Source organism: Saccharopolyspora sp. NPDC002686 (assembly GCF_040295745.1).
Taxonomy (GTDB): Bacteria; Actinomycetota; Actinomycetes; order Mycobacteriales; family Pseudonocardiaceae; genus Saccharopolyspora; species Saccharopolyspora oryzae.
Genome location: NZ_JBEOVY010000028.1, coordinates 17,291 through 36,268 on the forward strand (window position 1 = coordinate 17,291; position 18,978 = coordinate 36,268).

The 18,978-nt window shown below is 69.7% G+C and carries 17 protein-coding genes and 1 pseudogene; 14 read left to right on the plus strand and 4 right to left on the minus strand.

The genetic code is table 11. The annotated features are described in order from the left end of the window. The first annotated feature begins 60 nt into the window (after positions 1 to 60). The 4 genes from ABTZ89_RS06155 to recG all read left to right on the plus strand — a co-directional run bounded on the left by ABTZ89_RS06155 (position 61) and on the right by recG (position 4,437). Positions 61 to 408 carry a GntR family transcriptional regulator gene (locus ABTZ89_RS06155; protein ID WP_351040823.1) on the plus strand — a complete coding sequence of 116 codons (348 nt, stop codon included), beginning with the start codon at positions 61 to 63 and terminating at the stop codon, positions 406 to 408. Then, a complete protein-coding gene (locus tag ABTZ89_RS06160) occupies positions 405 to 1,358 on the plus strand; it encodes a DUF1648 domain-containing protein (RefSeq protein WP_351040826.1) in 954 nt (317 codons plus the stop codon). Before ABTZ89_RS06155 ends, ABTZ89_RS06160 begins: the two co-directional genes overlap by 4 nt. Positions 1,359 to 1,442: 84 nt before the next feature. After that, positions 1,443 to 1,925: a hypothetical protein gene (locus tag ABTZ89_RS06165; protein ID WP_270952578.1), complete on the plus strand. Its 483-nt coding sequence runs from the start codon at positions 1,443 to 1,445 to the stop codon at positions 1,923 to 1,925. Positions 1,926 to 2,199: 274 nt separating this feature from the next. Then, positions 2,200 to 4,437, plus strand: a complete 2,238-nt coding sequence (gene recG / locus ABTZ89_RS06170; protein ID WP_351040830.1) for an ATP-dependent DNA helicase RecG — start codon at positions 2,200 to 2,202, stop codon at positions 4,435 to 4,437. Between the two features lie 74 nt (positions 4,438 to 4,511). On the opposite strand, the gene ABTZ89_RS06175 is transcribed toward recG, so the two are convergent. Further along, entirely contained in the window at positions 4,512 to 4,715 is a 204-nt protein-coding gene (locus ABTZ89_RS06175) for a hypothetical protein (protein WP_351040833.1), read from the minus strand. 310 nt (positions 4,716 to 5,025) lie between these two features. Here ABTZ89_RS06175 and ABTZ89_RS06180 point away from each other — a divergent pair, with 310 nt between their 5' ends. After that, positions 5,026 to 8,403, plus strand: a complete 3,378-nt coding sequence (locus tag ABTZ89_RS06180; RefSeq protein ID WP_270952580.1) for a pyruvate carboxylase — start codon at positions 5,026 to 5,028, stop codon at positions 8,401 to 8,403. 108 nt (positions 8,404 to 8,511) lie between these two features. On the opposite strand, the gene ABTZ89_RS06185 is transcribed toward ABTZ89_RS06180, so the two are convergent. Together ABTZ89_RS06185 and ABTZ89_RS06190 are read right to left on the minus strand one after the other, a co-directional pair. Next, positions 8,512 to 9,336, minus strand: coding sequence for a LuxR C-terminal-related transcriptional regulator (locus ABTZ89_RS06185; RefSeq protein ID WP_351040837.1), 825 nt, complete (start codon positions 9,334 to 9,336; stop codon positions 8,512 to 8,514). Positions 9,337 to 9,457: 121 nt separating this feature from the next. Then, a complete protein-coding gene (locus ABTZ89_RS06190; protein WP_351040840.1) occupies positions 9,458 to 10,603 on the minus strand; it encodes a hypothetical protein in 1,146 nt (381 codons plus the stop codon). A 278-nt stretch (positions 10,604 to 10,881) separates the two neighbouring features. Between ABTZ89_RS06190 and ABTZ89_RS06195 the strand changes: the two genes are divergently transcribed. The 3 genes from ABTZ89_RS06195 to ABTZ89_RS06205 all read left to right on the plus strand — a co-directional run bounded on the left by ABTZ89_RS06195 (position 10,882) and on the right by ABTZ89_RS06205 (position 12,948). Continuing rightward, the gene (locus ABTZ89_RS06195) at positions 10,882 to 11,193 is read left to right on the plus strand and encodes a LysM peptidoglycan-binding domain-containing protein (RefSeq protein WP_351040843.1); all 312 of its coding nucleotides are present in this window, start codon (positions 10,882 to 10,884) and stop codon (positions 11,191 to 11,193) included. Positions 11,194 to 11,209: 16 nt separating this feature from the next. Beyond that, on the plus strand, positions 11,210 to 12,019 hold the full coding sequence (locus ABTZ89_RS06200; protein ID WP_351040845.1) for a C1 family peptidase: 810 nt from the start codon (positions 11,210 to 11,212) through the stop codon (positions 12,017 to 12,019). A gap of 101 nt (positions 12,020 to 12,120) precedes the next feature. Beyond that, positions 12,121 to 12,948 (plus strand): SAM-dependent methyltransferase, encoded by an 828-nt coding sequence (locus ABTZ89_RS06205; RefSeq protein WP_351040848.1) that lies wholly within the window; start codon positions 12,121 to 12,123, stop codon positions 12,946 to 12,948. A 115-nt stretch (positions 12,949 to 13,063) separates the two neighbouring features. Here ABTZ89_RS06205 and ABTZ89_RS06210 read toward each other — a convergent pair whose 3' ends face one another. Further along, positions 13,064 to 15,118: a HelD family protein gene (locus ABTZ89_RS06210; RefSeq protein ID WP_351040850.1), complete on the minus strand. Its 2,055-nt coding sequence runs from the start codon at positions 15,116 to 15,118 to the stop codon at positions 13,064 to 13,066. 169 nt (positions 15,119 to 15,287) lie between these two features. Between ABTZ89_RS06210 and rsmD the strand changes: the two genes are divergently transcribed. The 6 genes and pseudogenes from rsmD to rpmF all read left to right on the plus strand — a co-directional run. Beyond that, positions 15,288 to 15,848 carry a 16S rRNA (guanine(966)-N(2))-methyltransferase RsmD gene (gene rsmD, locus ABTZ89_RS06215; protein ID WP_351040853.1) on the plus strand — a complete coding sequence of 187 codons (561 nt, stop codon included), beginning with the start codon at positions 15,288 to 15,290 and terminating at the stop codon, positions 15,846 to 15,848. Positions 15,849 to 15,995: 147 nt separating this feature from the next. Continuing rightward, entirely contained in the window at positions 15,996 to 16,478 is a 483-nt protein-coding gene (gene coaD / locus ABTZ89_RS06220; protein ID WP_270952588.1) for a pantetheine-phosphate adenylyltransferase, read from the plus strand. A gap of 145 nt (positions 16,479 to 16,623) precedes the next feature. Beyond that, positions 16,624 to 17,046 (plus strand): guanyl-specific ribonuclease, encoded by a 423-nt coding sequence (locus ABTZ89_RS06225; protein ID WP_270952589.1) that lies wholly within the window; start codon positions 16,624 to 16,626, stop codon positions 17,044 to 17,046. Between the two features lie 227 nt (positions 17,047 to 17,273). Then, positions 17,274 to 18,008, plus strand: a complete 735-nt coding sequence (locus ABTZ89_RS06230; RefSeq protein WP_270952590.1) for a DivIVA domain-containing protein — start codon at positions 17,274 to 17,276, stop codon at positions 18,006 to 18,008. A 155-nt stretch (positions 18,009 to 18,163) separates the two neighbouring features. Next, the gene (locus ABTZ89_RS06235) at positions 18,164 to 18,736 is read left to right on the plus strand and encodes a YceD family protein (protein ID WP_270952591.1); all 573 of its coding nucleotides are present in this window, start codon (positions 18,164 to 18,166) and stop codon (positions 18,734 to 18,736) included. 2 nt (positions 18,737 to 18,738) lie between these two features. Then, positions 18,739 to 18,906: pseudogene (rpmF, locus tag ABTZ89_RS06240) on the plus strand (50S ribosomal protein L32); the annotation flags it as partial. Between the last annotated feature and the right edge of the window lie 72 nt (positions 18,907 to 18,978).

The following is an 18,978-nucleotide window of genomic DNA, read 5'->3' on the forward strand; positions in this document are numbered from 1 at the left end:
CAGATCGGTGGCTCGTGAGGAATTAATGGTGCTAATGTCAATAGCACCATGTTGCTCTCGTTGGATCTGAACGACGAGCGTCCGCTGCACGAGCAGGCCGCGGACGCCATCCGGCGTGCCATCGCGGCGGGCGAGGTCGAGCCGGGGGACCGGTTGCCGCCCGCCCGGGACCTCGCGGTCGCGATGCAGATCAACGCCAACACCGTGCTCCGCGCGCTGCGGCAGCTGCGGGGAGAAGGGCTGCTGGAGTTCCGGCGCGGGCGCGGCGTGAGCGTGCTGAACCGCCCGGATCCGGAAGCGGCGCTGCGGCAGAAGCTCCAGGAGCTGCTGGCCGAAGCCGCCCGGTACGGGTACCGGCCGGACGACGTCGTCGAGTGGATAGCAGCCGAGAAGCAGGAGGCGAGATGACCTACCGCACCCGATTCCTAGGCGCAGCGGGCCTGTGGGTGGCCGCCGTGACCGCAGCGCTGCTCGTCGGAGCGTTCGCCGTGCGGGACCGGCTGCCGGATCCGATGGCCACGCACTGGGGCATCTCCGGGGCGCCGGACGACTCGATGCCCTTCGCCGGTCACCTGGTGTTCGACCTGGTCATGTGGTTGATCATCGCGGTGGTCGCGGTCGTCGTCGCGGTGCGCGGCTGGGAGCGGAGGGCCGCGCGGGCCAGCGCCGCGGCGATCCTGGGCGCCGGTGCCGCTTTCGCCGTCGGCATGTCCGCGTTGACCACCTGGGCGAACCTCGACGCCGCCGGGTGGGAGCAGGCCAGGTCGCTGCCGGTGTGGCAGGTGATCCCGGTGCTCGCGCTCGCCGCGCTGGCCGGCTGGCTCGGCTGGTGGGTCGGCAACCGCGGCCCGGACGCGCAGCCGGAAGAGGCCGGGGAACTCGCCGAGCTGACGCTGAAACCGGGGGAGCGCGCGGTGTGGGTGTCCTCGGTCCGGAGCCGAACGCTGCTGGTCATCGGCGGGATCACGCTGCTGGTCGGGGTCGTGTCGCTGGCGCTGCAGGCGTGGCCCCCGGCGCTGGTGCTGATGCTGTCCGGGCTGCTCGTCCTCGCCCTGTCCTCGGCGCGGGTGCAGGTCGACGAGCGCGGGGTGCGCACCTCGTTCGGCCCGCTGCGCTGGCCGGTCCGGCGGATCCGGCTCGAGCAGATCGAGAGCGCGCGGGTGGAGATCCGGCGCGCGACGGAGGTCGGCGGCTGGGGCTACCGCGTGCTGCCGCACACCACCGCGATCATGCTCCGCGGCGGCGAATGCCTGGCCCTGCGCCTGAACTCGGGCCGCAACTTCTACATCAGCGTCGACCACCCGACCCGGGGTGCGGAGCTGGTCAACGCCCTCATCACCGAGCGCTCCGCGCTCTGAGGCCCGACCTGAGCCGGTCGCGACGGCCTGACCTGGGCAGCCGGTACTGTCGTCACCGGTCGTCGAGTTGAGCGGGAGAGCGGCGTGGATGTCCGGCGGCGGTACCTCTGGTTCGTGGGTGGCTGGACGCTGCTCGTCGCGCTGCTGATGCTGCTGGTCCCGACGGCGTTGCGCGCCAGGCTGCCCGAGCCGATCACCGTCGAGTGGACGTTCTCCGGAGCACCGGAGGATTCGAGCCCGCTGCGCGACTTCCTCTTCGAGGAACTCGTCTGGTGGCTGGTGGTCGCCGCGGTCTGGAGCGTGCTCGGCTTCGGCGGCGTGCTGAAGCGGCGCGGTCTGGCCTGGGCTTCGGCGGCACTGGGCGCGTTCGGCGCGACGATGCTCGGCACGGTGGTGCTGACCACGGTGGCCAACCTGGACGCGCCGAGCTTCCGCGACGCCATCGATCCACCCAGTTCCGGCTGGCTCCTGCTGGGCGGCGCCCTCGCGGGTTGGCTGGGCTGGCGCCTGGGCAGCCGTAGCGAGGGCACTCCACCGACTGATCGAGACGTCAGTGCGGTCCGCTAGAACTTGTCTGAAGCTCTCGTTTTGCGTGGCGGTGCGGGTGGCGGAACCTCAGCGCCCGCCTGGTCTGCGGGTGCCCAGCCTTATGTATGCCAATACACGGCGGCTTGGCCGTCCTCGCCAGGCGAACGCTGAGAACCCGCGGCGGTGCAAGCTGCGAGGGTGGGCTATTCGCCTGGCGGCGAATCAAAGACGAAGACCGAATACCAGGATCGAAGGCAGGCGCTAACTTGCTGGGTGCCTGACCGGTGACGACGTGCGCGGCGGAGGACCAGCTGTGACCACATTGGACGCGAAGCTCGACCGGGTGCTCGGCGCCAAGTCCGGCAAGGCGCTCGAGACGGCGCTGGGCCTGGTGACCGTCGGCGACCTGCTGCGCCACTACCCGCGCCGCTACGCCGAGCGCGGCGAGCTGACCGCGATCGCCGGGCTGGAGATCGACGAGCACGCCACCGTGCTGGCGAAGGTCGAGCGGGTCACCAAGCGCACCATGAAGTCCCGCCGCGGCACCATCGTCGAAGCCCGCATCACCGACGGGCACCGGTCGCTGACCTGCACCTTCTTCAACCAGGCCTGGCGGGAGCGGGAGCTGGTGGTGGGCCGGCGCGGGATGTTCGCCGGCAAGGTCACCTCCTACCGCCAGCAGCTGCAGCTCGCCCACCCCGAGTACCAGCTGTTCGACGACGAGGCCACCGACATCGGTTCGGCCGCCGAGGAGTTCGCCTCCGCGCTGATCCCGGTCTACCCGTCGGCGCAGGGCCTTCCGTCGTGGTCCATCGCGCGCTGCGTGGGGCAGGTCCTCGACGTCTGGGACGGCACCGACGACCAGCTGCCCCCGGAGATGCGCGACCGGCTGGGGCTGGCCGACCTGGAGTCGGCGCTGCGCAAGATCCACCGGCCGCACAGCTTCGCCGACGTGGCGGCCGCCCAGGACCGGCTGAAGTGGGACGAGGCGCTGTCGGTGCAGCTGGTGCTGGCGCAGCTGCGCGGTTCGAACCAGTCGCACCCGGCGCCGGTCTGCCCGCGCCGCGACGACGGCGTGCTGGCCGCGTTCGACCAGCGGATGCCGTTCGAGCTGACCAAGGGGCAGCGCGAGATCGGCGAGCAGATCGCCGAGGACCTGACCGTCGAGCACCCGATGAACCGCCTGGTGCAGGGCGAGGTCGGCAGCGGCAAGACGGTGGTGGCGCTGCGCGCGATGCTGCAGGTGGTCGACGCCGGTCGGCAGGCGGCGATGCTCGCCCCGACCGAGGTGCTCGCCGCGCAGCACGCCCGCTCGCTGCGGGAACTGCTCGGCGACCTGGCCATGGCGGGCGAGCTCGGCGGCGCCGAAGAAGCCACGCGGGTGACGCTGCTGACCGGCTCGCTCGGTGCGGCGCAGCGCAAGAAGGCGTTGCTGGAGGCGGCTTCCGGCGAAGCCGGGATCGTGGTCGGCACGCACGCGCTGATCCAGGACCGGGTCTCCTTCGCCGACCTCGGACTCGTGGTGGTCGACGAGCAGCACCGGTTCGGCGTCGAGCAGCGCGACGCGCTGCGGGCCCGCGGTGGCGAGGAGACGTCGCCGCACGTGCTGGTGATGACTGCGACGCCCATCCCGCGCACGGTGGCGATGACGGTCTACGGCGACCTGGAAACCTCGGCGCTGCGCGAACTCCCGCAGGGGCGCTCGCCGATCAGCACCAGCGTGGTGCCGGTGGCGGAGAAGCCGAACTGGCTGGAGCGGGCGTGGACGCGCATCCACGAGGAAGTCGCGGCCGGGCACCAGGTCTACGTGGTGTGCCCGCGGATCGGCGACGACGAGGAGACCGCGGGCAAGGGCAAGAAGAAGACCCGCAAGACCGCCGTGGACGACAGCGACGGGGGCGGCGAGGAACCGCCGCCCGAGGACGGCGAGGAGCGCCGCCCACCGCTGGCGGTGCTCGACGTGGCCGAACAGCTCGGGGCCGGACCGCTGGCCGGCCTGCGGATCGGCATCTTGCACGGGCGGCTGGCCGCCGACGACAAGGACGCGGTGATGCGCGCCTTCGCCGACGGCGAGGTCGACGTGCTGGTGGCGACCACCGTGGTCGAGGTCGGCGTGAACGTCCCGAACGCCACGGTGATGGTGATCATGGACGCGGACCGGTTCGGCGTGAGCCAGCTGCACCAGCTGCGCGGTCGCGTCGGTCGGGGCAGCGCGCCGGGCCTGTGCCTGCTGGTCACCGAGGCGGTGGGCGGCACCACCACGCGCGAGCGGCTGGACGCGGTCGCCTCGACCACCGACGGCTTCGAACTCGCCCGCCTGGACCTGGAACTGCGCCGCGAGGGCGACGTCCTAGGCGCGGCCCAGTCCGGCCGAAAATCGGGCCTGAAGATGCTGTCCCTGCTCCGCGACGAGGACGTGATCGCGGCGGCCCGCGACGAAGCGGCCCACATCGTCGACCAGGACCCGGCCCTCCGAAACCACCCGGGCCTGGCCCGAATGGTCGCCGAAGTGGTCGACGCGGACCGGGCGGAGTACCTCGAGAAGACCTGACCGCAGGGACGTTTGGCGCTCGGCGGGTACTATCGCCGGTGCGGACCCGTCCCCACGTACGTGGGATCACGGGTCTAGCTTTTTTCTGCCTGCTTCAGATCGAGCGATTCGGGACCCGTGCAGGCGCTAGCTGCGGCGACTTCGTACCACTGCCGGGCGTGTGCCTTGGCCGGAATCTGAGCCAGGCGCATGTACGCCGCGCAAGCGACGAGATCGGCCACTTGCACCCGCTGACAGCGGCTGCCGATTGCGGGCTGGTGCGTCAGCATGGACGACATCGTCGGGATCGTTCGGTCTTCTCGTGGAGAGCTGCGGGCGTGAGTGCTCTCCGCTTCGTTGTGGTTGTTTGAACGGCGGATCAACTGCTCGTGTCGGCGTGCGCCATGGCTCGGCGGGAACAAGAGATCGAAACTTGCACCCGACGAAAATTATTTCGTTTTTCTTTTGGTCCAGACCTTGCTCGGAAGGGTTGTTTGGGCAGGTCATGGGGGCATGGAGGTGTCCATCACTCGGGAAGTTCTCCCGGAAGGGGGAATTTTCGCGGTACCGTGCTGGCACTGACCGACACCCGCCAACCGAGGAGCCGGTATGTTCCGCAAGGTTCTCGTCGCGAACCGCGGTGAGATTGCGATTCGCGCCTTCCGCGCCGCCTACGAGCTGGGTGCGGGCACCGTCGCGGTGTTCCCGCACGAAGACCGCAACTCGCTGCACCGCCTGAAAGCCGATGAGTCCTACGAGATCGGCGAACCCGGTCACCCGGTCCGCGCTTACCTCTCCGTCGAGGAGATCATCAAGGCCGCGCAGCAGGCGGGCGCCGACGCCATCTACCCCGGTTACGGATTCCTGTCCGAGAACCCCGATCTGGCCCGGGCCTGCCGGGAAGCCGGGATCACCTTCGTCGGCCCCAGCCACGAGATCCTGCAGATGACCGGCAACAAGGCGACCGCGGTCGCCGCCGCCCGCGAGGCCGGCGTACCGGTGCTGGACTCCTCGGCGCCGTCCCGCGACATCGACGAGCTGCTGGCCGCCTCCGAGGACATGACGTTCCCGGTGTTCGTCAAGGCCGTCGCCGGTGGTGGCGGGCGCGGCATGCGGCGCGTCGACCAGCCGTCGGCGCTGCGCGAAGCGCTGGAAGCGGCGATGCGCGAGGCCGAATCGGCCTTCGGCGACCCGACGGTGTTCCTGGAGCAGGCAGTCGTCAACCCGCGCCACATCGAGGTGCAGATCCTCGCCGACGCCGCGGGCAACGTGATCCACCTCTTCGAGCGGGACTGCTCGGTGCAGCGCCGCCACCAGAAGGTCATCGAGATCGCCCCGGCGCCGAACCTCGACCCGCAGCTGCGGGAGCGGATCTGCGCCGACGCGGTCGCCTTCGCCCGCAAGATCGGCTACGTCAACGCGGGCACCGTGGAGTTCCTGGTCGACGAGCAGGGCCGCCACGTGTTCATCGAGATGAACCCGCGCATCCAGGTCGAGCACACGGTCACCGAAGAGGTCACCGACGCCGACCTGGTGCAGTCGCAGCTGCGCATCGCCGCCGGGGAGACGCTGGACGAGCTCGGCATGTCCCAGGACTCGATCCGGCTGCGCGGCGCCGCCCTGCAGTGCCGCATCACCACCGAGGACCCGGCCAACGGGTTCCGCCCGGACACCGGCATGATCAGCGCCTACCGCTCGCCGGGCGGCGCGGGCATCCGCTTGGACGGCGGCACCGCGTTCGCCGGCACCAGCGTCAGCGCGCACTTCGACTCGATGCTGGTCAAGCTCTCCTGCCGCGGCCGGGACTTCGAGACCGCGGTGGCGCGGGCGCGGCGCGCCGTCGCCGAGTTCCGCATCCGCGGCGTGTCCACGAACATCCCGTTCCTGCAGGCGGTTCTGGACGACCCGGACTTCGCGGCGGGGCGGGTCACCACCTCGTTCATCGGTGAGCGCCCGCACCTGCTGACCGCGCGGCACTCCGCCGACCGCGGCACCCGGCTGCTCAACTACCTCGCCGACGTCACCGTCAACCGCCCCAACGGCGAGCGCCCGACCACGCCGGACCCGGTGTTCAAGCTCCCCGCCGCCGACCTGTCGGTGGAGCCGCCCGCCGGTTCCAAGCAGAAGCTGGTCGAGCTCGGGCCGGAGGGCTTCGCCCGCTGGCTGCGCGAGTCGAAGGGCGTGGGCGTCACCGACACCACGTTCCGCGATGCCCACCAGTCGCTGCTCGCGACCCGGGTGCGCACCAAGGACCTGCTCGCCGTCGCACCGCACGTGGCGCGGATGACGCCGGAGCTGCTGTCCCTGGAGTGCTGGGGCGGCGCGACCTACGACGTGGCGCTGCGGTTCCTCGCCGAGGACCCGTGGGAGCGGCTGGCCAAGCTGCGCGAAGCGGTGCCCAACATCTGCCTGCAGATGCTGCTGCGCGGCCGGAACACCGTCGGCTACACGCCTTACCCGACCGAGGTGACCGAGCACTTCGTGCAGGAGGCCACCGACACCGGCATCGACATCTTCCGCATCTTCGACGCGCTCAACGACGTCGAGCAGATGCGCCCGGCCATCGAAGCGGTGCGGGCCACCGGGAAGTCGGTCGCCGAGGTCGCGCTGTGCTACACCGCCGACCTGTCCGACCCGAACGAGCAGCTGTACACGCTGGACTACTACCTGCGGCTGGCCGAGCAGATCGTCGACGCCGGGGCGCACGTGCTGGCCATCAAGGACATGGCCGGTCTGCTGCGGGCACCGGCCGCGGCGAAGCTGGTATCCGCGCTGCGCTCGGAGTTCGACCTGCCGGTGCACCTGCACACCCACGACACGCCGGGCGGCCAGCTGGCCACCTACCTGGCGGCGGTGCAGGCCGGTGCGGACGCGGTGGACGCCGCGACGGCTTCGATGTCCGGCACCACCTCGCAGCCCGCGCTGTCCTCGGTGGTGGCCGCCACCGACCACACCGAGCGCGCCACCGGCCTGGACCTGCGGGCGGTGTGCGACCTGGAGCCGTACTGGGAGTCGGTGCGCAAGATCTACCAGCCGTTCGAGGCCGGGCTGGCCTCGCCGACCGGCCGGGTCTACCGCCACGAGATCCCCGGCGGTCAGCTGTCCAACCTGCGCACCCAGGCGGTGGCGCTCGGTCTCGGCGACAAGTTCGAGGAGATCGAGGCGATGTACGCCGCGGCCGACCGGATCCTCGGCAGGCTGGTCAAGGTGACGCCGTCGTCGAAGGTGGTCGGCGACCTCGCGCTGCACCTGGTCGGCGCCGGGGTGGACCCGTCCGACTTCGAGGCCGATCCGCGCAAGTTCGACATCCCGGACTCGGTGATCGGCTTCCTGCAGGGCGAGCTCGGCGAGCCGCCGGCGGGCTGGCCGGAGCCGTTCCGCACCCGCGCCCTGGAGGGCCGCACCGCGGTCCGGCGCATCGCGGAACTGTCCGAAGAGGACCGCGCGGGGCTGGCCTCGGACCGCCGCGCCACGCTGAACCGGCTGCTGTTCGCCAAGCCCACCAAGGAGTTCACCGAGCACCGCGAGGCCTACGGCGACACTTCGCTGCTGCGCAGCAAGGACTTCTTCTACGGCCTGCGGCCGGGGGAGGAGTTCCCGGTCGACCTCGAGCCGGGCGTGCGGCTGCTCATCGGGCTCGAAGCGATCAGCGAGCCGGACGACCGCGGTCTGCGCACGGTGATGGCGACGCTGAACGGCCAGCTGCGGCCGATCCAGGTCCGCGACCGCTCGGTGGCGACCAACCTCCCGATCGCGGAGAAGGCGGATCGCTCGAACCCTGGTCACGTCCCGGCTCCGTTCGCCGGCGTGGTGACCCTCGCGGTCGGTGAGGGGGACGCCGTGGAGACGGGGCAGACCATCGCCACCATCGAAGCGATGAAGATGGAGGCGGCGATCACCGCTCCGACCACTGGTCAGGTCAAGCGCCTGGCCATCGGCGCCGTGCAGCAGGTCGAAGGCGGAGACCTGATCATCGAACTCGGCTGAGCACCACGGCGAAACGCGGGCCGTCCTCCCTCGGGGCGGCCCGCGTTTTCGTCGTCCTAGGAGCGGAACGGGTCTTCGATCAGCAGGTTTGCGGAGCGCTGGCGCAGATCACGGTGTGGACGCGGATTCGCGGGGTGCTGCCCGCGTCGACCCGAGGGCGATCCGCGACAAGCGGCGCTGGTCGGGGATCGCACGGTCGTTCCCGTGCGGTGGGCTTTCGCCGGTGCGTCGGCACGTTCCGCCGCTGTGGTCCGGGGTGGCCATTTCAGGCAGCTGTCTGACCACCACGCTGCGGTGCAATTCTTGCCGCCACGCCCATTCGGCGACCTCCGCCCTGGTGGGCACCTCCAGTTTCGCCAGGATGTTGTGCACGTGGTTCTTCACCGTGGCCAGAGCGATGCACAACCGCCGGGAGATCTGCTGGTTGGACAAACCCAGCTCCAGCAGCACCGCGACCTCCGCTTCGCGGCGGCTCAGGCTTTCCCCCGCGCCGGCCGGCCGGAGTTCGTCGGCGAGTTCGGCCACCCGGCGGCCCAGCGCCGCTGCCACGCGCGGCGTGCAGCGCATTTCGCCTCTCGCAACGCTTTCGATCGTGCACACGAGTTCCGCGATCGAGCTGTCGCGCGTCAGATAGCCGACAGCACCCGCTTCCGCATAAGCGACGATCTCCGCTTCGCAGGCGGGCACTCCCAGGGCGACGATCCGCACGTGGGGGTGCCTGCAGCGCAGTGCGGTCACGGTGCCAGGGCCATCGCACGTGTTGGTGACGTCGAGCAGGAGGACGCTGCCGGATCGTCCGGTTGCGGTCGCGTCCAGCTCTTCAGGGCGGGCGAGGGCCGTGATGGCGTCGATCCGGGGCCCGGCGCAGCGCAACGCGAGCGCCAGGCCTTCGCGGTGGAACCGGGTGTCGGCCACGATGATGAGATTGATCATGGTGTGCTCCCCCAGGACCGGGAACGGCGTGCGCATCCCGTCCGCCGAAGGGCAATGCGGACACACCAGACACCCTACGAGGGTTGTCCGCGGTGCACATGAGCCTTCGTGCCCGATGGTTCTACTGCCCTTGCTGTGGAGACGGATTTCCGCTGTGCGGAGGGTCGGCGTGAGGACTCCCCGGGCCGGGCAGGGCCTGCATCACGGCTGTACCGCGCTCATCGACGAACCTGGTGAACAGCTGCTGCGCGGCGCCGAAGACGATCGCCCACGCGACGATCTGGCCCGGGGTGTCGAGACTCGTGAGCCCAGGTACGAACTGCCCGCGCATCAGGAGCAGGCCGAGCACGGCGGTCAGCGCGCCGGTGGGCAGCTTGAGCAGGGCGAGCGCGATAGGCACGTTGTAGGCCGTGGCGGCACCCTGCATCTGGCGCATCGTGGCGGCTGCCGTGATGGCTGCCGCGAACAGGCCGGCAGCTTCGACCACCGGGTAGTCCCACGTGCTCGGCTCGCCGTTGGAGCCCGGCGAACCGCTGGTGGGGCACACCTGCACGACCGGGCCGGACGGTATTGCCGGTTGGCCCGGGGTCGGCATCTTCGGGTAGGAGGGGAAGCACAACGAGACCTTCGCTTCCGGGTGGACGACGAACGCTATCAGCACAGCGCTTATCAAAAGCCCCCACGTCCAGATGAGGACGATCCGAACGAAGCTCCGCACTCTGATGATCTCGCGCATTCGGATCTCGTAGACCGCGTCGAGGGCGTCGACGATGGTTTGCCTGCCCTTTTCGACCTTGCTGAGATCGTCGCGCTCCTGCATTGTTCTCTCGAAATCGATCCGCCGTTCGTCGATCTTGACCAGGTGTGATCTGACCAGCGCGGCCAGCTCCGGCAACCTGGCCTTGAGCTCCTCCGCTTTCAGCGCTTTCACGAGAAGGACGTGCGCTTTGTTCGTGTTCGCCAGCGCATTGTCCATTGCGCTGAATCGCGGCGAAATCAACGGCAGCAGCCACCACCGCAACCGGGCGCCCTTGATCGCTTTCTCGGCTTTGTCGATGAGGGATTCGGCGGTATCGCAGAACTTTGCGCTGCACTGCGCGCCATCCTGTTCTCTCGCGCACTCCAGAAGCGGTTTCAGCTCCTGGATGCGGGCTAGCGTTCGCTGGCCCCACGGCCACCACCGCCAAGGCTCGCGGAACCGCCACAGCCGAACTCTGGGCCACAACCGTTCGAGGAACGTTCTGCCGTTGTCGGGCGAGGTGTTCACGACGGATCCTCCGTCCCGAGGCGAACCCGGCCTCATCCTCCGGGCGCGCGGCGCCGCGGCGCAACGGCGGAGCAGGTTCAACCGGGGTTCAGCGGGGACCACGCGCGATGCGATGCCGGTGCGAATCCCCGAACGGGGCAAGGCGATCCGCCGGTCCGGAGACGGCCGTGAACCTTCGATGGAACCGGGGGTTCATTGCTCGACCGGACGGCGGCGCGCCCTACTGGGGTAGTGCGCGACGTGGGGTGCGCACCTGGGAGTTCGGCGAGGGGAAAACGATGACCGACTGCAACACCTACCAAGTTCAGCAGGGCGACACCCTGTCCCAGATCGGAGAATGGTTCCACGTGTCGTGGCCGGACCTGGCGCGGATCAACAACATCCAGGACGCCAACCGCATCTATCCCGGGCAGGTCCTCCGGCTGGCGAGTTCGCAGAACGTGTGCAACGCGTACACCGTCCAGTACGGGGACACGCTCTCGCAGATCGGTGAGAGATTCGGCGTCGACTGGCGCCAGCTCGCCCACTACAACCACATCGCCAATCCTGACCGCATACTCAGCGGGCAGACCATCTGCATTCCCGGATGAGATCAGGAGTCTTTTCATGGTGAAGGAAAAGCCCAGGAAGATCGCCGGTTATGGTTGGTCGCCGGATCTGCCGGATGCTCGCGACTTCCTCTACGCGGCACCTCGCGTGGCATTGGTTAGCTTGCCCTCCAGCGTCGATCTCCGAAATGGTTTGCCGCAGCCCTACGACCAGGGGCGGATCGGCAGCTGCACCGCGAACGCCATAGCGGGAGCCATCCAGTTCGACCTGGAAAAGCAGCAGTCGCAGGATTTCCTGCCGTCCAGGTTGTTCATCTACTACAACGAGCGGGCGATGGAAGGTCATGTGCCCGTGGATTCGGGGGCTCAAATCCGCGATGGGATCAAGAGCGTGGCGAAGCTGGGCGTGTGCCCCGAAACGGAATGGCCCTACGACGACACGCCCGCCGGGCCCGACGGGCTGTTCCCGCCCGGTGCGCGAGAAGCCGAGGCGCCGTCGGACGGGTGCTACAAGGATGCCCTGCAGAACAGGGTCACGTCGTACCAGCGCGTAACTCGGGACCTCGACCAGTTCCGGGGCTGCCTCGCCACGGGATATCCGTTCGTGTTCGGGTTCACCGTGTACGAGAGCTTCGAGAGCCAGGAGGTCGCGAAGACCGGCGTCGTGCCGATGCCGAGCCCGCAAGAGCAGATCCTGGGAGGGCACGCGGTCGTGGCCGTCGGCTACGACGATGCCCAGCAGAGCTTCCTCTGCCGCAACTCCTGGGGTGCCGACTGGGGGCAGAAGGGTTACTTCGCGCTCCCGTACCCGTACCTGACGGAAAGAGCCCTGTCCTCGGACTTCTGGACGATCCGCTTCGTGACCTGACTTTCCGGGGCGGCCCGTGTTCCGCTGTTCGGCCCCTTCAGCGCCGGTGACCGGGCGTGTCAGGATGTGTTCGCCCGGTGATCGCCGAAGGGGAGTGCGCGATGGCTGACGACGTCTCGTTGAGCTGGGTTCCGCCGGAGGTGGACACCGCGAAGTCCAGTCCGGCCCGGGTCTACGACTACGGACTCGGCGGTTCGCACAACTTCGAGGTCGACCGCGCGGTCCTGGACAAGATCAAGGAGATCGTGCCGAGCACGCCCCAGCCGGCCCAGGACAACCGGGCCTTCCTGCGCCGCGCGGTCCGGTTCTGCCAGGAGCAGGGCATCAGGCAGTTCCTCGACCTCGGATCGGGCGTGCCGACGGTGGGCAACGTGCACGAGATCGCGCAGCAGACCGATCCCGGCGCGCGCGTGGTCTACGTCGACATCGATCCGATCGCGGTCGCCCACTCCCAGCGGATCCTGGCGGGCAACGGCAACGCCGTCGTGCTGCACGCGGACATGCGCCGCCCCGACGAGGTCCTCGACGCCCCGGAAACCCGGCGGTTGCTGGACTTCGACGAGCCGATCGCGGTGCTGATGGTGGCCATGGCGCACTACCTGGCCGACGAGGACGACCCGGTGGGCATCCTGAACCGCTACCGGGCGGTCCAGCGCCCCGGCTCCTACCTGGTGTTCTCGCACATGACGGACGAAGACCACCCGGAGGACATGCGCCGCGCGGTGGAGATCTTCAACGCGGACACCACGGAGCCCATGATCCTGCGCAGCCGCGCGGAGATCGAGCACCTGCTCGAGGATTACGACCTCGTCGAGCCGGGCCTGGTCTACCCGTCCCAGTGGCGCTCCGACGGCCCGCTCCCAGCAGAGCACGACCCGTCCCGCTCGGCCTTCTTCGCCGCAGTCGGCAGCCCGCACCCACCGGCCTGATCCGCCCCTCAGGCGTGGAAGGGGTTCTCCACCAAGAGATTCCCGAAGCGCACATGGCAGCAGAAGATCGAAGAGCGCCTTCCGCCGGGTGGTGGAAGGCGCTCTTCGCGGGGTGTCAGCGGGGGTGGATGACGGTGAGGAGTTGGGTGGCTCGGCTGAGGGCGACGTAGAGGGCTCGGCGGCCCGTGCTGGACTCCGCCGCCAGGCCGTCCGGGTCGATGACCACGACCGCGTCGTACTCCATGCCCTTGGCCTCCAGGCTGCCGACCACGCGCAGCCGTTCCGCGTCCTCCCCATCCACAGTGGACAGCCAGGTGCGGACCTCGTCGCGGCGGGCCATCGTGGTGATCAGGCCGATGGTGCCCTCCGCTGCCGCCGCCAGCTCCGCCGCGGACCTGCGCACCGCCTCCGGCAGCTGCTCGGACGGGACTTCGCGCACCGTCGGCTCGATACCGGTGGTGCGCACCGCTTCCGGCAGGTCGTCGGCCGGCACCAGGTCGCGGACCGCGTCCGCGGCCAGGGCGAAGATCTCCGCCGAGTTGCGGTAGTTGGTGCGCAGCGTGAAGCGGCGGTGCGTGCGCTGCGCGCTCAGCGCTTCCTGGCGCGCGGCCGCCGCTTCCTCGGCGTCCGGCCAGGACGACTGCACCGGGTCGCCCACGATCGTCCAGCTCGCGTGGCGACCGCGGCGGCCCACCATCCGCCACTGCATCGGCGAGAGGTCCTGGGACTCGTCGATCACCACGTGCGCGTACTCGTCGTAGTTGACCGCGCGCTTCGGCTGCTCGGGTTCGCCCTCGACGCGGCGGCGCTTCGGCGGCGGGCCGGCCAGGCCGCGCAGCTCGTCGATCAGCGCGATGTCGGCGACCGTCCACTCGGTCACCTCGGTCCACGACTTCGCCAGCAGGTCGACCTCCTCGGCCGACAGCAACCGGCGCGCCGCCTGCGACAACCGGGTCGGGTCGGACAGCCAGCGCAGCACCTGCATCGGGTACGTCGGCGGCCACCAGGCGACCAGGAACCGGTGGAACTCGATGCGGTCGCCGATCTCGGTGATCAGCTGCTCCCGGTCCGGCTGGAACTTCTCGTCGGCGGCCTGCTTCGCCTTCTGCCACAGGGCTTCCAGCAGCGCGTCGGCCGCCCGCATCCGGTTCTTGTTGGGCTGGTGGCCCTTGTTGTGCAGCGAGCGGCGGATCCGCTTGAGGTCGTCGGCCTCCAGCTTCAGCACCGTGCCCCGGTAGAACATCTGCAGCAGCTCGGGGGCGTCCGGCGGCGGCAGCCGCAGCGCGCGCCGCAGCACCTTCACCATCCGCGACGAGCCCTTGACCTCCGCCGTGCGCGGATCGTCGATCTTGGCCGTGCTGATGCCGTCCAGCACCTCGCCGAGCGCGCGCAGCTCCACGTTGTGCTCGCCCATCGACGGCAGCACCCGCGAGATGTAGGACATGAACACCGGCGACGGGCCGACCACGAGCACGCCGGGACCGCCGAGCCGCCGCTGGTCCCGGTAGAGCAGGTAGGCGGCGCGGTGCAGGGCGACCGCGGTCTTGCCGGTGCCCGGACCGCCGGTGATCTCGGTGACCCCGCCCTCGGGCGCGCGGATCGCGTCGTCCTGCTCCTTCTGGATGGTCGCGACGATGTTGCGCATCGAGTCGCCGCGGGAGCGGGTCAGCGCGGCCATCAGCGCGCCGTCACCGATCACCCGCATGTCCTCCGGCGCGCGCTCCGGGTCCAGCAGGTCGTCGGAGACGTCCACGACCTGCTCGCGGGAGGAGCGGATCACCCGGCGGCGCACCACGTCCTGCGGGTGCTCCGGGGTCGCCTGGTAGAACGCCGACGCCAGCGGGGCGCGCCAGTCGACCAGCAGGTTCTCGAACTGCGGGTCGCGGATGCCCAACCGGCCGATGTGCACCGCGTCGCCGCTGGCGAAGTCCAGGCGGCCGAACACCAGGCCCTCGGACTCGGCGTTGAGCGCCTGCAGCGTCCGGTTGGCGTGGTGCAGCATCACGTCGCGCTCGTTGAGGGCCTCGGGCGTCGCCTCCTGGCCGTACTCGTAGCTCTTGTCGCGCATCGCCTCGGCTTCGGCGCGCAGCTCGTCGAGACGGCTGTAGACCCGGTCGACGTGCTGCTGCTCGACCGCGATCTCGGCCTGCTTGATGGACGCTTCGGACACCTGTGTCTTACTCCCGGTCTGGCGCGGTAGGCAGACCAAATAGCTTACGCCCGGGGCGCCGTCACGTTGCTCGCTCCCGGCAGCGGGGAAGCCCGGGGCCCCGGCGTAAAATGACCGCGAACGAGCCCCTCCGGGCCAGGCCCCGGTGGCCGTGCGCGACGATGGACGGGTGACTCGGATCGTGGCCGGAAGCGTGGGCGGGCGGCGCATCGACGTGCCCCCGAAGGGAACCAGACCCACCTCGGAGCGCGTGCGGGAAGCCCTGTTCAGCGCGCTGGAATCGGCGATGGAACTCCCCGGCGCGCGAGTGCTCGACCTCTACGGCGGCTCCGGCGCCCTCGGCCTGGAGGCCCTCTCGCGCGGAGCCTCGCACGCCACCTTCGTCGAGCACGACCGCCGCGCTGCGGCGATGTTGCGCCGCAATGCCGCTTCGCTCGGGTTCCGCGACGTCCACGTGGCGCAGGCCAAGGCCGAAACGCTGCTGAGCAGTCCGGCGGACCAACCCTTCGACGTGGTGCTCGCCGACCCGCCGTACGACCTCCCGCCGGAGAAGCTGCAGCAGGTCCTCGCCGCGCTGGTCGACAACGGCTGGACTGCGCCGGGCAGCCTGGTGATCGTGGAACGGGCCCTCCGAAGCGGAGAACCGGACTGGCCGCCGAACCTGCACCCGCTGCGCAGCAAGCGCTACGGGGACACCGCCGTCCACTGGGCCGAGCACGAAGACCGATGATCGTTTCAGCGCCGGCTGAACACAGTTTCAATTGAAACTGCACATCCCGGCCACGGCGGATCGCAGTTTCAATTGAAACTGCGGGGCCGGTGAGCCACGACACTTCGTCGTGGGCGGTTCTGCTGGGTGCTGCTAACGTTCGGGCGCATGAGGCGTGCCGTGTGTCCAGGCTCTTATGACCCCGTCACCAACGGTCATTTGGACATCATCGAGCGAGCGTCGAAGCTGTTCGACGAGGTCGTCGTCGCCGTGCTCATCAACAAGAGCAAGAAGAGCCTGTTCACCGTCGAGGAACGGCTCGAGATGCTGCGCGAGGTCACCGAGCCGTGGCCGAACGTGCGCATCGACGCCTGGCACGGCCTGCTCGTGGACTACTGCAAGACCAACGGCATCGGCGCGATCGTCAAGGGCCTGCGCGCGGTCAGCGACTTCGACTACGAGCTGCAGATGGCGCAGATGAACCAGCAGCTGTCCGGGGTCGAGACGATGTTCATGTCCACCAACCCGCAGTACAGCTTCCTGGCCAGCTCCCTGGTCAAGGAGGTCGCCACCTACGGCGGCGAGGTCTCCAACCTGGTGCCCCCGAAGATCGAGCAGCGCCTGCGCGAACGCCTGGCCGAACGCGGCTGAGGTTCTTGCTGCCGCGCGCAAGTCGGGTTAAAGCCGGCTCCCTAGGCCGTCGGGGTTAACGGGCGTCGCACGATGGGCGTGCGGTCGCTTCGGGTTCACGTCAGTTTCAGAAGGTGATCACGGTCGGCATCTAGCGTTGCTGGGCATGATGCGGATCACGTCGAAGACAGTGCAGCTGCTGCTGGTCGGCCTGCTCGCCGTGGCGGGTCTGGTCGGCGTCCAGACGAGCGCGGTCTCCGCGCCGGTCGTGGCCGTGCAGGCCGCGCCGTGCGGTGACACCTCGCAGTTCGAGAAGGTCAACCTGTCCCAGCTGCCGCCCGAGGCCACCGAAACGGTGGACCTGATCAAGAAGGGTGGCCCCTACCCGTACCCGCAGGACGGCACGGTGTTCAGCAACCGGGAGGGCATCCTGCCGGACTGCGCTGACGGCTACTACCACGAGTACACGGTGGAGACCCCCGGCAGCGACGACCGAGGCGCCCGCCGCTTCGTCGTCGGCGAGAAGGGCGAGTACTTCTACACCGAAGACCACTACGAGAGCTTCAAGCTGACCAACATCGACGCCTGACGATCGCCTGATCCACGCGGAACGCCTCCCCGGACCGACCGGGGAGGCGTTCCGTGCTTCACCGGTTCGGGTGGCCGGTGGGCCCGGTCTTGACACGCGGACGTCGGATTTCCCGCGCCCCGGTGCTCGGCGCGGGCAGACTGGGAGCGGAGCGGCCCGTGATCATCGGTTCCGGGGAGTTCTGAGATGCTTGCCGCTGCGGCGGCTACGACGGCAGGGAGATCAAGGTGTACCGGGTGTTCGAGGCCCTCGACGAGCTGGTCACGATCGTGGAAGAGGCGCGCGGCGTTCCCATGACCTCGGGGTGCGTGGTGCCCCGCGGCGACGTGCTGGAGCTGCTCGACGACGTCCGGGACGCGATCCCGCAGGAACTGGACGACGCCCAGGACGTGCTCGACCACCGCGACGAGGTGGTCTCCACCGCCGAGGCGAAGGCCGACAAGTCGGTCACCGACGCCCGCAGCGAAGCCGAGCGCACCCTCGCCGCCGCCCGGGCCGAAGCCGAGCAGCTGCTCGCCGATGCGCGCGAGCAGGCCGACGAGATGCTGGCCGAGGCGCGCGGCCAGGCCGAGCAGGCGGTCACCGCCGGCCGCCGCGAGTACGAGGACTACGTCAGCAGCGCCCAGTCGGAGGCCGACCGGATGGTGCAGGCCGGCCGGGCCGCCTACGAGCAGTCGGTGCACGAGGGCAAGGCCGAGCAGGCCCGCATGGTCGCCGACACCGAGGTGGTGCAGGCGGCCAACAGCGAGGCCAAGCGCATCGTCGAGGAGGCCAACGAGGACGCCGAGCGGCTGCGCACCGAGTGCGACGCCTACGTGGACTCCCGCCTGGCCGACTTCGAAGACCTCCTCAGCCGGACCCTCCGCACGGTCGGCAAGGGCCGCCAGCAGCTGCGCAGCCCGGTTGGCGCCCCGTTCGACTACGAGGAGTGGGGCTCGGGCAGCGGGGCCGCCGCGAACTGATCCCGGCGGCGGGGCCTGGTGTCGCCGCTGGGGAGGGGTCGCGTACCCTTGGAAAGCTGGCTTTGGACGGCGTGCCGGTCGCCGCTGCGATCGGTGCTCGCGTCGTCCGCCGATGCCTCGAAACTGCCCGATCGAATTACCACCGAAACTTTGTGATGTCTCAGAACCACGATGCGCGCGCCGCGCAGGTCGGCCCGTGGGTGATCGACACCCGGGAGATCGGCCACCGCGCCGGCAGCAGCCGCGCCTACACGCGCAAGGCCCCGGCGCCGGCCGGGTTCGGGCTGGACATGATCAAGGTGCCCGAGGGCGAGCCGGTCGAACTCGACCTGCTGGCCGAGTCGGTGGTCGAGGGCGTGCTGGTGTCGGGTACCGCCGTGGCCCACCTGGCCGGTGAGTGCGTCCGGTGCCTGGACCCGATCTCCGACGAGGTCGAGGTCGAGGTGCGGGAGCTGTTCGCCTACCCGGACAGCGCCACGGACGCCACCAGCGATGACGACGAGGTGGAGCGGGTCGTGGACGACCTGATCGACCTCGAACCGGTGGTGCGGGACGCGATGCTGCTGTCGCTGCCCTCGGCACCGTTGTGCTCGCCGGACTGCCAGGGGCTGTGCTCCGGGTGCGGCGTGAAGTGGGCCGAACTCGCCCCCGATCACACGCATGAGACCATTGACCCTCGCTGGGCCGCGCTGCAAGAGCGGTTCGGCGGGACCGAGGAGGAGAACTAGTCGTGGCCGTCCCGAAGCGCAAGATGTCCCGGGCCAACACCCGTCACCGCCGGTCGCAGTGGAAGACCTCGGCGCCGACGCTGGTGCAGTGCTCCAACGGCGCCTGCCGCGAGCAGAAGCTGCCGCACGTGGTCTGCCCGGCCTGTGGCCAGGAACGGGAACGCCGTGTCGTTGACGTTCAGCCAGTAGTGCGGGATCACGCTGCGGTCGCACTCCAGGATGAAGCACGTCGCGCCCAGGTA